We start from the raw sequence: 12,476 nt of genomic DNA, 5'->3' as shown, positions 1-12,476 counted from the left end.
CTCAATCCCGGGAATAGCCGATCAGCGGTTTCCGCGGGCGGAACAAGATCATCAGGAGGATGCCGAGAATGCCGAGGACGGCGAAGACCGGCTGCTCCAGCACCAGGCGGATCACCGAGGTCCAGAGCCAGGGCGCCTTGGCCTCGACCCAGGTGCGGAAGGCCGATTGGCTGGCCTGATTGATATCGTTCCAGAACTGGCCGAAGCGGGTGAATTTGAGGGTCTGGTCGGCCACCCAGCGGGCGCCGTCATAGACCATGAAGATGAACCCGCCGGCGAGCAGCAACAGCCCTATCAGTCGGAAAAAGCCGCGGATCATGCCTCACCTACGATGGCCGTCGAAGCGGACGACCTTTTCGGAACGATGCCAGCCAATAGCCGGGCGACGGCAGAAATTCAACCTCTTCAGGGCGTTACGGCACTCATCCAGGCCGCCAAAGGGGCGTTTCCGGCGCCCGAAAGCGTTGACGGTGCGAAAGACCCTCTCTATAAGGGCGCCAACTGGCGGTGGGCGCAATCCCGCCGCCGCTGTTCTTTGAGCAGTTGCAGGCACCCTGGGCTTCAGGACTCATCCGAGCTTGAAGACACCTTGGAGCCTCAGAGACAGCCGCAAGGCGGTCGCTCATGTTCCGGGAACGGCCCAGCAACCGAACACCCTAAATCCGAGCGTCGATTCCGCGGTCAAGCAAGCCGGCGCTACCCGACCAAGACGCGACCGGTACCCGCAAAGGACATTGAGACCATGGCCAATACCACTTCCGCCAAGAAAGCGACGCGCAAGATCGCCCGCCGCACTGCCGTCAACAAGTCGCGCCGCACCCAGATGCGTGGCGCCGTGCGCAACGTCGAGGAAGCCATCGAGAGCGGCGACCGCGCCGCTGCCGTGAAGGCGCTCGCGACGGCCGAGCCCGCCTTGATGCGCGCCGCCCAGCGCAACATCATTCACAAGAACAACGCCAGCCGCAAAGTCTCGCGCCTCACCGCGCAGATCGCCAAGCTCGCGAAGTAGATCTTGCCAAGTCATCTTGGCGACATCGTCTGATCGGTCGATCCGGTCAGCGCGTCAAACAGCCCGGCCTCGCGCCGGGCTTTTTTGTTGACTGTCACATTCACGCAAGCAGTCACGCGAGGCTCACGCCTCGCTTGGATGATTTACATCGTCTGCGTCAGTCTTCATTCCGTAATTCTACCTGCCGATGTTCTGCAACAGAGAAAACTTCACTGCGTTGCAAAAAACCCCTGTGAGGCGGGCGCGAATTGAATCGATGGCCGATGAGAGTTCTGCACACCGTAGATTCACCGGAACGTGTGTCACGGTGGAGTTACCCTGCAAAACGAGTCTCGAAAAGCGATGGCTCGATAATCACTTATCAACATAGCAGGGACAAGCATTTGGAAAATTCGCCCGCACGTCGGGCGCATGACGAATTTATAAAAATAATTTGGCGCTGAACGAGAATTGTCACATGACGCGCGGCCTTCTCGATTCTGTGCACGGATTCAAAAACTTGCTTCGCAGCCTGTGAACAACTCCTGTGCGACGTTAACCGAGGTCAAGTTTTTTGACGGCTCAACTGTGAATCAATTTCGTTGCGAGTCTTTCCGCTTAGTGTATTCCTTAACCCAGTCAGCGGCGCCCACGATCTTCAGACCAGCGCGGTTTAGGAAACGGGGCGAGCGTGCAAATCGGCGGCGGTGTGCACGTAGGCGACGCTTCAAAAAGTGATGTCGGTGCAAAACCCACAGCAATGTGGGAATGGTAGCTCTTTGTCTGAATGTTTCCAAGCGGGACCTTTCCCGCTCGCGCCAGGCGCATCTACTCGCGCCAGGCTCATATGAGAGACATCGCGAAGCTACCCCGGCACGCAAGGTGGCGAAGTCGAGCGGACGACTAGTACATTTGGGCAGGCATCCGCGACAGGAGTACGGCGCGGTTGTCTTTAGGACACGCAGGACCTTGTCGTGAGCGATCACGGCAGGACGGGGAGGTATCATGTCTTACGGACTCAACGCGGTATTGCAGCACGTTTCCTTTTCCAACGATGCCGTTTCAGCCCCGTCGGATTTCCAGCCTCCCGCGCGTGACGGAGCGCCGAGTACGCGCTGACCTCGCGACCCCTCCATCTCTGACATCGCTGATCTGACCCGCGGCGTTCGCGCCGAACGGTCGAGCCATGCCCGACGATGGACTCGCTCGAGGTCGCGCCACTTCAGGGACCGTGGCAGGAACCCTGCATGGCGCTCACAAACGCAACTATATCTCTCAAGAGAAGTTTTCTGACGATGACAATGGAACAGGATCGCTGGTCACGCGTGAAGGGTCGGCTGCGCTCGAGCGTTGGCGAGGACGTCTACACAAGCTGGTTTGCGCGCATGGATCTGGAAGGCGTGCAGGACGAGAGCGTGCGGCTCTCGGTGCCGACGCGGTTCCTGAAGAGCTGGATTCAGGCCCATTATGCCGAGCGCGTGCTGTCGTGCTGGCAGGCCGAGATGCCGGAAGTGCATCGCATCGACCTCACGGTGCGGTCCGCCGTGCGCCCCTCGGCGCAGCCGAAGGAAGCGCCCGCGCCGGTCGAGGCGCGCCGCGCGCCGATGCCGGAATTGCGCTCGACCGCGACCGCGCCGGTCTCGGCCAATCACGACGCGCTCGGCGGCTCGCCGCTCGATCCGCGCCTGACCTTCGCCAGCTTCGTCGTCGGCCGCTCCAACACGCTGGCCCATGCGGCCGCGCGCCAGGTCGCCGAAGGACGTCGCGGCGACCCCGTGATGTTCAACCCGCTCTACATCCATGCCGGCGTCGGCCTCGGCAAGACGCATCTCTTGCAGGCCGTGACCTGGGCCGGCAATTCCGGCAACGAGCGCAAGGTGCTGTATCTCACGGCCGAAAAATTCATGTATGGCTTCGTCGCCGCGCTGAAGACGCAGACGGCGCTGGCCTTCAAGGAAGCGCTGCGCGGCATCGACGTGCTTGTCATCGACGATCTCCAATTCCTGCAGGGCAAGTCGACCCAGGCCGAGTTCTGCCACACGCTGAACGCGCTGATCGACGCCGGCCGCCAGGTCGTGATCGCGGCCGACCGTCCGCCGTCGGATCTGGAAAGCCTCGACGATCGCGTCCGCTCGCGGCTCGCCGGCGGGCTCGTGGTCGAGATGGGATCGCTCGGCGAGGAGCTGCGCCACGGCATCCTGAAGTCGCGCGTCGCGGCGGCCCGCGCCCATCATGCCACGTTCGAGGTGCCCGAGGAGGTGCTGCATTATCTGGCGCGCACCATCACCCATAACGGCCGCGACCTCGAAGGCGCGATCAACCGGCTGCTGGCGCATTCCAAGCTCAACAACCGGCCGGTGACGCTGGAGATGGCCGAGCACGAGGTGCGCGACCTGGTGCGGCCGCAGGAGCCGAAGCGGATCAAGATCGAGGACATCCAGCGCGTGGTGGCGCGGCAGTATAATGTCAGCCGCTCCGACCTCTTGTCCTCGCGCCGCACCGCCAACGTGGTGCGCCCGCGCCAGGTGGCGATGTATCTCGCCAAGACGCTGACGCTGCGCTCGCTGCCCGAGATCGGCCGCCGCTTCGGCGGACGCGACCACACCACGGTGCTGCACGCGGTGCGCAAGATCGAGGCGCTGGTCTCCAAGGACACCGCGCTGTCGGAGGAAGTGGAATCGCTGAAGCGCCAGCTTCAGGAATAAAGGCCTAGGGCTCCCGCCCTGCTCCCGCCGCCCCGGCTTGCCTGGGCGGCGGTCTTCGTTTTGGGCGGTAAATCGTGGGGAACTGGCCCCAATGCCTTGAATCTGCGGGCCATCCGCGCCACCTTGCGCGACCCAGACGGCTTTGGTCATATCGGCAGGAATGATCCGGCCGGTCGGGGTCTTCGATGCCGTGGCGCGCGTCCCGCCGCCCGGCCTTCTCAACGCTGTGTTTTCCTAAGGGATCGGGCGAGTAGTGCAATGAAGGTTACGGTCGAACGCGCACAACTGCTGAAGTCGCTGGGCCATGTCCACCGCGTGGTCGAGCGCCGCAACACGATCCCGATTCTCGGCAACGTGCTGGTGCGCGCCGAGAACGCGAAATTGTCGCTGAAGGCGACCGACCTCGACCTCGAAGTGACCGAGACGCTGCCAGCGGAAACCGCGACCGCGGGCTCCACCACCGTGCCGGCGCACATGTTCTACGACATCGTGCGCAAGCTGCCGGACGGCTCGCAGATCGTGCTGGAGGCCGACGGCGACCGCGCCGTGCTCGCCATCCGCGCCGGCCGCTCGCGCTTCACGCTGCAGACGCTGCCGGAGAACGATTTCCCGGATCTGGCCGCCGGCGACATGTCGCATTCGTTCTCGCTCGCCGCCAAGGACGTCAAGCGGCTGATCGACCGCACCCAGTTCGCGATCTCGACCGAGGAGACGCGCTATTACCTCAACGGCATCTATCTGCATGCCGCCGGCACGCCAAAGGCCGCCACCCTGCGCGGTGTCGCCACCGACGGTCACCGCCTCGCCCAGCTCGACCTGGTGCAGCCCAAGGGCGCCGAGGGCATGCCCGGCGTGATCGTGCCGCGCAAGACGGTCGGCGAGGTGCAGCGCCTGATCGAGGACACCGAGGCCGAGATGACGATCGAGCTGTCGCAGGCCAAGATCCGCTTCACCATCGGCAACGTCGTGCTGACCTCGAAGCTGATCGACGGCACCTTCCCCGATTACGGCCGCGTCATTCCGCAGAACAACGACAAGGAGCTCGTCGTCGACAAGAAGGATTTCGAGAACGCGGTCGACCGCGTCTCGACGATTTCGAGCGAGCGCGGCCGCGCGGTCAAATTGTCGCTGTCGGCGGGCAAGCTGGTGCTGTCGGTGACCAATCCGGATTCCGGCAGCGCGACCGAAGAGCTCGAGGTCGAATACGCCTCCGACGCGCTCGATATCGGCTTCAACTCCCGCTATCTGCTCGACATCGCCGCCCAGATCGAAGGCGACGTCGCCACGCTCCGCCTCGCCGACCCCGGCTCGCCGACCCTGGTGCAGGACCGCGACGACAAGAGCGCGCTGTACGTGCTGATGCCGATGCGGGTGTGAGACCTACCGGCATCCACACCTGTCACTACATCGTCATGGCCGGCGTAGCCGTCCGAAAGGACGGCGTCGCTTTGCTCCGCCTATGTCCCGGCCATCCACGTCTTCGGAGCCAAGAACGTGGATGCCCGGCACAAGGCCGGGCATGACGGAAAACGGATCTCATGACCCCCTCCCGCATTCATCGGCTGACGCTGACGCATTTTCGCAATTACCGGGCGGCGGGGCTCGAGACGGCGGCTGATCTGGTGGCGCTGGTCGGACCGAACGGGGCGGGCAAGACCAATTGCATCGAGGCGATCTCGTTCCTGTCGCCGGGCCGCGGCCTGCGCCGGGCGACGCTGGAGGATGTCGCCGACAACCAGGGCGACGGCTCCTGGGCGGTGTCGGCGCAGGTCGAGGGCGCGCTGGGGCTGGCGACGCTCGGCACCGGCATCGATGCGCCGCGCGCGGATACCACGGTCAGCCGGCGCTGCCGCATCGACCGCGAGCCGGTGGGCTCGGCCAGCGCCTTCGGCGATCATATCCGCATGGTGTGGCTGACGCCGGCCATGGACGGGCTGTTCATGGGCGCAGCGTCCGAACGGCGGCGCTTCTTCGACCGTCTCGTGCTCGCCATCGACAGCGAGCATTCCAGCCGCATCAACGCGCTCGAGCGCTCGTTGCGCTCGCGTAACCGCCTGCTGGAGACGCGCAATTACGACGACCATTGGTGCGACGCGATCGAGCGCGAGACGGCCGAACTCGCCGTCGCGGTGGCGGCCACGCGCGGCCAGACCGCGGCAAGGCTCACCGGCATGCTCAACGCGCGCGCACAGGCATCCGCATTTCCGTCCGCTCAGATCGCGCTCGACGGCTGGATGGAGAATGCGCTGCTCGAGGAGACCGCGACCTCGGTCGAGGACCGCTACCGCCAGATCCTGCGCGACAACCGCCCGCGCGATGCGATCGCCGGCCGCACCACCGACGGCCCGCATCTCACCGACCTCCAGGTGATCTACGCGCCCAAGAGCATGCCGGCGCGCGATGCCTCCACCGGCGAGCAGAAGGCGCTGCTGATCGGCCTCGTGCTGGCGCATGCGAGCCTGGTCGCCGAGATGACCGGCATCGTGCCGCTGCTGCTGCTCGACGAGGTGGTTGCGCATCTCGATCCGAACCGCCGGGCGGCGCTGTTCGATGAGCTGAAGAAGCTCGGCGCGCAGGTGTGGCTGACCGGTGCGGATCCTGCCGCCTTCGCCGAGATCGGCGCGGGGGGCGAAGTGTTTGACGTCGAGAGCGGACGAGTCTCGGCCCGCAGTTAGGCCGCCGCATTGAACCCGCCTGTTCCAGATCGCGACTAGCTGCTTGAGGCCGCAAGAAGCGGCCATCGCGCAGCACTCGGACATGCGCGACATCCTTCGCGATATTTTTGGAGCATGAGCATGACGGCGGTGAGGCATGGGGCGCAAGCTCCGGCACGATGGCAGTTGTTTGCGTGCGGCTTCGCCCTGCTTGCGATGTGCATGCTCGCGGCCAGCGCTGGTGCCTCGCTGCCGCATCTGTTTCCGACGACGCTCACGCTGGATTCCGATGCCAAGCTGCCCGCACCGACCCGCTATACTTACAGAGGGATCCACACCACGCTGATGCAGGGCGTCGATGCGCCGCTCCGCGTCAGGCTGGAGGCCACCGTGCCCGCGGGGCTCAGCGACGTGCTCGCCTTCTACCGGACCGAGCTTCGCAAGCTCGGCTGGCAAGAGCAGCATGATGGCGCCGTGATCAATGCCGATCACATCCGGCTCGCCTTCGTCTCGCCGCTGGGGCCGGCCGCGCTGAAGCTCGACCGCAAGGATTCCGGCACCTCGGTTCATCTGGTGCAGAAGAACGCGGACATGGCGACAAAGGCGAACGTGCTGCCCGAGCCCGGCCAGGCGAAGCTGGTGTTCAGCAATATCGGCGACAAGGAAGCGGTCCTCACCATCAACGAGCGGACCATCCCGCGCCCGGCCGGCGCGAACGCCGTCGCGCTGGACCTCGCGCCGGGCGAATATTCGTACAGGCTGGGCGTCCCGGGCCAACCCGCCACCACGAACATCCTCACCGTCGCCGCCGGCGACACCTGGGAGCTCACGGTCGGGCGCGACGGTGACGCCTGGCCGCCGCTGCAGCTGTACTGAGCCTGTTGAACCTCTCCGGTTCCCGGCGCGACTTCTCGTCTGAGGCCGCACCGACGGCGCCGCAGCCCGCCAATGCACAAGGGCATGACGACCCGCGCGACATCCAGGAGTTTTTTGACGATGCCGATGATCCGGCGCGGGGCGCAAGTCCCGGCAAGATGGCTGCTGCTTGCCTGCGGCATTCTCGCGATAGTGATCCCCTCGCGTCCCGCCGGCGCGGCAGACGACGGCATCGTCGACGTCCATACGCTGCCGCGGCTCGACGGCGCGGTGGAGGACACTTCGCGTCCCGACCCCTATCGCGTGATCTACACCGTGCCGACCCCGCTTGCCGCCACGTCGGACGCCACCAGGAAGCTGCTGAGCGCCGACGGCTGGGTGCCCTATGTGTATCCGCTGGATGAGAGAAGCGCAGCGTTGACCTTCAAGAAGGGACGGCAGGGGCTGCGCGTTTCCTTCACACAGGCGCGCGGGCGACCCGACCAGTCCGCCGTGTTCTACACGCCGAACCGGATCTATGCGAACGTGCCCTTTCCGGAAGGCGCGATCGATCTCGTGTTCGACGAGACCCGGCCCTATCTCAGCTGCATTGCGCCCGGCGCGCTCGATGCGACCGCAGCATTCTTTACCAAGGACATGGCGGCGATGGGGTGGCGCAAGCTTAACCCCGATACGGCATCGCGCTGGCCGAACGCCGATCTTGCCGGAGCCGTTCCGAACGGCGTTCGCGTCTTCTACGACCACCCCGATCGCGACGCGACGCACGTCTACCAGAAGCCGGTGATGCTGACCCTGACGCGCCGCGACGATGGCCGCACCAATGTCGAGATCCGGGTCGCGCCGTTCGCGCTGCCGGAGGTGCTCGAGGCCGACGACGACATGGCCGGCCTGCCGCGGCCGAAGCCGACCAAATCTGCGCGGGGCCTCGGCAGCGCCAGCTCGAACAAGCGCGAGATCTCGGCCGCCGCGATCGCCGAGCTGCCCGCCGTGCGCGCCTTCTATCAGCGCGAGCTCGCCGCGCGCGGCTGGCAGGAGGATGGCAGCGCACCGCTCGCGCCCGGCGACGAGGTGGCGATCAAGATCTCCAACTCTGATGAAACCGGCGTGCTGCGGCTCGGCCGCAAATATGATTTCACCATGGTCAGCCTGACCGCGCAGGTGAAGGAATCCGCGCTCGCCGCTCGCGCCAAGGCGAAGAAGGAGGCCGACGCGAGGTTCCTGAGCGATGCCTTGGGTACGGCTCAGCAGCTCATTGCGGCCGATGATATTAGGAGCAAGACGCAGGCCGCCTCCCTGTCGGACGCCCCGCTCACCGCGCTCGCTGACAGCAAGACGCCGGTGCCGCTGCCCGAAAACGCCGAAGCCGTGAAGTTCGAAGGCGGCGACGGCCACCTGGAATTCTCCTCGGCGTCGAGCGTGAAGGCGCTCAGCAGCTTCTATCGGACCGCGCTGAAGAGCTCGGGCTGGAAGGAGCAGCCCTCCGTCATCAACCAGCCGAACATGGCGGTGATGGCGTTCTCGAAGGGCGGCAAGTCGATCTCGATGACGGTGATGCAGATGGGCCCGAAGGTGAATGTCCGCGCCGACGGATCGGGCCTGGTGACCGAAGCGGCCAAGGCTGCGGCCGGCGCGGAGGTGGAGGTTCAGGCCAAATCCGCCGAGCCGCTCAAGCCCGATCCTGAGTCCCCGCTGCCGGTGCCGACGCAGCGTTCGTCGAAATCGCTCGCCACCACCAAGATACCCGGAGGCGAAGCGCCGCTCCGCCGCGAGCTCGAGGCCCGCATCCCCGCTTCGCTCGACGAGGTCCTCGCCTTCTACCGGGCCGAGCTTGCAAAGCTGGGCTGGCAGGAGAAGACCGACGGCGCAGCCGCGTCCGCAGAACGCGCGCAGATCGACTTCACCTCGCCGCAAGGTCCCGCCGTGCTCAAGCTCGGCCGCGCCAAGGGCGAGACCACGGTCAGCCTGGCGCAGAAGAATGCCGATGCCGCGGCCAAGGCCGAGATCATGCCGAAGGCGGGACAAGCGCGGCTCATGCTCGGAAACATGGCAGCGAACGAGGTCGCGCTGACGATCAACAAGCAGACGGTGAAGATCGCAGCCGGCGCCGGCGGCCCGCAATCACCGAAAGGCCCGATGCTCGACCTACCGCCCGGCAAATACGTGTACGCGTTGCGCCTGCCCGGCCGCCCTGCGCGTAGCGAGTCCCTGACCGTTGCCGCCGGCGAGGCCTGGGGCCTTCTGGTGGGCCCGAGCGGCGACGTGCTGCCGCTGCAGATGTATTGAGGCTGCACGCTTTCAGATTCGCGGTATCGTCATGGCCGGGCTTGTCCCGGCCATCCACGTCTTCCGCGACGCCAAGAACGTGGATGCCAGGACAAGGCCGGGCATGACGGCGATCGATGAATCAGTTTCAGGTGCCCCAAAACCACTCTTCCTGGCCCCGCAAAATCCACGGCTTTTCGAGGCAAAAAACTGCCCTCGAATCGGGCTTTTTGCGGCGCCCAGAATCGGCCCTCCGGCGCCTTGAAAACCGGCCGAAAAACCCTATCTACTCAAAGGGTTGCCGGAGGATACTTTGCGCTAGGCGCAAGCGGTCTTTCATGGCACAAATAGCCCCGCAAATCAGCGCCTTTTGCGCCGCTGATTCGGGCGACATCTCGAAGGCCTCTCATGACAGAACCTGCTCGGCAGCACGCTGCCGAAAACGAGCCCTCCAACGCGAGCGATTACGGCGCGGAATCGATCCGCGTGCTCAAGGGACTCGATGCCGTCCGCAAGCGCCCGGGCATGTATATCGGCGACACCGACGACGGCTCGGGCCTGCACCACATGGTCTACGAAGTCGTCGATAACGCCATCGACGAAGCGCTCGCCGGCCATGCCTCGCGCGTCGAGGTGATCCTCAACGCGGATAATTCCGTCACCGTGCGCGATGACGGCCGCGGAATTCCCGTCGACATCCACAAGGGCGAAGGCATCTCGGCGGCCGAGGTCATCATGACCCAGCTGCACGCCGGCGGTAAGTTCGACCAGAACTCCTACAAGGTTTCCGGCGGCCTGCACGGCGTCGGCGTCTCCGTCGTCAACGCGCTGTCGAGCAAGCTCGGCTTGCGCATCTGGCGTGACAACAAGGAGCACTATATCGAGTTCGCTCACGGCGATGCCGTCGCACCGCTCAAGGTCGTCGGCGATGCCCCGGGCAAGCGCGGCACCGAGGTGACGTTCCTGGCCTCGACCGAGACCTTCAAGAACATCGAATACGACTTCGCCACGCTCGAGCATCGGCTGCGCGAGCTCGCCTTCCTCAATTCCGGCGTCAACATCGTGCTCTCCGACATGCGCCACGCGGTCGAGAAGCGCGAGGAGATGTTCTATTCCGGCGGCGTCGAGGAGTTCGTCAAATATCTCGACCGCAACAAGAAGGCCCTGGTGCCGGCGCCGATCATGGTGCGCTCGGAAGCCAACGGCATCGGCGTCGAGGCCGCTTTGTGGTGGAACGACAGCTACCACGAGAACGTGCTGTGCTTCACCAACAACATCCCGCAACGCGACGGGGGCACCCATCTCGCCGGCTTCCGCGGCGCGCTGACGCGCCAGGTCAACGGCTATGCCGAGGCCAATGCCAAGAAGGAAAAGATCGCGCTGACCGGCGACGATTGCCGCGAAGGGCTCACCGCCGTTCTCTCGGTGAAGGTGCCCGATCCGAAGTTTTCGTCGCAAACCAAGGACAAGCTGGTGTCCTCGGAAGTGCGCCCCGTGGTCGAGAACGTCCTTAACGAGGCGCTTGCCGCCTGGTTCGAGGAGCACCCGAGCGAAGCCAAGATGATCGTCGGCAAGGTGATCCAGGCCGCGGCAGCCCGTGAAGCTGCGCGAAAGGCGCGCGAGCTGACGCGCAAGAGCCCGCTCTCGGTCTCCTCGCTGCCGGGCAAGCTCGCCGACTGCCAGGAAAAGGATCCGGCCAAGTCCGAGCTCTTCATCGTCGAGGGCGACTCGGCAGGCGGCAGCGCCAAGCAGGGCCGCAACCGCGAGTTCCAGGCCGTCTTGCCGCTCCGCGGCAAGATCCTGAACGTCGAGCGCGTGCGTCCCGACAAGATGCTGTCGTCAGAGCAGATCGGCACGCTGATCACCGCGCTCGGCACCGGCATCAGCGACGAGTTCTCGGTCGAGAAGCTGCGCTATCACAAGATCATCGTGATGACGGACGCCGACGTCGACGGCGCCCACATCCGCACGCTGCTGCTGACGTTCTTCTACCGGCAGATGCGCGACATCATCGATGGCGGCTATCTCTATATCGCCCAGCCGCCGCTCTATAAGGTCTCACGCGGCAAGTCCGAGCAGTACCTGAAGGACGAGCGGGCGCTGGAAGACTATCTCATCGACGCCGGCCTCGATGATTGCGTGTACATCCCCGGCACCGGCGGCGACCGCTCCGGGCGCGATCTGCGCGCGCTGGTCGACGACGCCCGCGTAGTCCGCAGCGTCCTGCGCAACCTGCACAGCCGCTATAATCGCAAGGTGGTCGAGCAGGCCGCGATCACCGGCGTGCTGAACAAGGAGATCTACGGCGATCCCGAGAAGGCGGCGGCCGCCGCGCAATACATCGCGAGCCGGCTGGACAACCAGGCCGAGGAGGTCGAGCGCGGCTGGGTCGGACAATTCATCGAGGGCCAGGGCTTCCTGTTCGAGCGCACCGTGCGCGGCGTCAAGGAAGCCGCCGTCATCGACGATGCGCTGCTTGGCTCGGCCGAGGCGCGCAAGCTCGACGAATACACGACCAAGCTCCAGGACGTTTACGCCCGCTCCGGCAAGCTGCGGCGCAAGGATTCCGAGCACGTGGTCCACGGCCCGGTCGATCTGTTCGAGGCCGTGACCGATTCGGGTCGCAAGGGCATCAGCCTGCAGCGCTATAAAGGCCTCGGCGAGATGAACCCGGAGCAGCTCTGGGAAACGACGCTAGACACCGAGGCACGCTCGCTGCTCCAGGTGAAGGTCAAGGAGGTCGACGAGGCCGACGACATCTTCACCAAGCTGATGGGCGACGTCGTCGAGCCGCGCCGCGATTTCATTCAGGAACATTCGCTGAGCGCGACGATCGATATTTGAGGGCGGTTGGCTTTGGATTGATCTGCTGGCCAAGCACTCGCTGCACCTCTCCCGCTTGCGGGAGAGGTCGACACGCTCGCAGAGCGTGGCGGGTGAGGGCTTCCTCCTCTAGGGGATTGTCCCGTGTGGAGAGACCCTCTCCCCCGC

8 protein-coding genes are annotated in these 12,476 nt (G+C 65.1%); 7 read left to right on the top strand and 1 reads right to left on the bottom strand.

Annotated features, from left to right (window positions below; translation table 11 throughout):
• Position 1: 1 nt before the first annotated feature.
• Positions 2-319 (bottom strand): hypothetical protein, encoded by a 318-nt coding sequence (locus I6F21_RS26120; protein WP_025033220.1) that lies wholly within the window; start codon positions 317-319, stop codon positions 2-4.
• A 423-nt stretch (positions 320-742) separates the two neighbouring features.
• Between I6F21_RS26120 and rpsT the strand changes: the two genes are divergently transcribed.
• The 7 genes from rpsT to gyrB all read left to right on the top strand — a co-directional run bounded on the left by rpsT (position 743) and on the right by gyrB (position 12,329).
• Positions 743-1,009: a 30S ribosomal protein S20 gene (gene rpsT / locus I6F21_RS26115; RefSeq protein ID WP_036002606.1), complete on the top strand. Its 267-nt coding sequence runs from the start codon at positions 743-745 to the stop codon at positions 1,007-1,009.
• A gap of 1,274 nt (positions 1,010-2,283) precedes the next feature.
• Entirely contained in the window at positions 2,284-3,693 is a 1,410-nt protein-coding gene (gene dnaA, locus I6F21_RS26110) for a chromosomal replication initiator protein DnaA (protein ID WP_036024069.1), read from the top strand.
• 258 nt (positions 3,694-3,951) lie between these two features.
• Positions 3,952-5,070, top strand: a complete 1,119-nt coding sequence (dnaN, locus tag I6F21_RS26105) for a DNA polymerase III subunit beta (RefSeq protein WP_036002613.1) — start codon at positions 3,952-3,954, stop codon at positions 5,068-5,070.
• A gap of 161 nt (positions 5,071-5,231) precedes the next feature.
• On the top strand, positions 5,232-6,368 hold the full coding sequence (gene recF / locus I6F21_RS26100; RefSeq protein WP_036002616.1) for a DNA replication/repair protein RecF: 1,137 nt from the start codon (positions 5,232-5,234) through the stop codon (positions 6,366-6,368).
• A 120-nt stretch (positions 6,369-6,488) separates the two neighbouring features.
• Positions 6,489-7,223, top strand: coding sequence for a hypothetical protein (locus tag I6F21_RS26095; RefSeq protein ID WP_225183653.1), 735 nt, complete (start codon positions 6,489-6,491; stop codon positions 7,221-7,223).
• A gap of 120 nt (positions 7,224-7,343) precedes the next feature.
• A complete protein-coding gene (locus I6F21_RS26090) occupies positions 7,344-9,506 on the top strand; it encodes a hypothetical protein (protein ID WP_225183652.1) in 2,163 nt (720 codons plus the stop codon).
• 387 nt (positions 9,507-9,893) lie between these two features.
• Positions 9,894-12,329: a DNA topoisomerase (ATP-hydrolyzing) subunit B gene (gene gyrB, locus I6F21_RS26085; RefSeq protein ID WP_036024084.1), complete on the top strand. Its 2,436-nt coding sequence runs from the start codon at positions 9,894-9,896 to the stop codon at positions 12,327-12,329.
• The last annotated feature ends 147 nt before the right edge of the window (positions 12,330-12,476 follow it).

The organism is Bradyrhizobium sp. NBAIM03 (genome assembly GCF_020194055.1).
In the GTDB taxonomy this organism is placed as follows: Bacteria; Pseudomonadota; Alphaproteobacteria; order Rhizobiales; family Xanthobacteraceae; genus Bradyrhizobium; species Bradyrhizobium yuanmingense.
The sequence above is the reverse complement of the archived record's forward strand: the minus strand, read 5'-3'. Positions and strand labels throughout refer to the sequence as shown.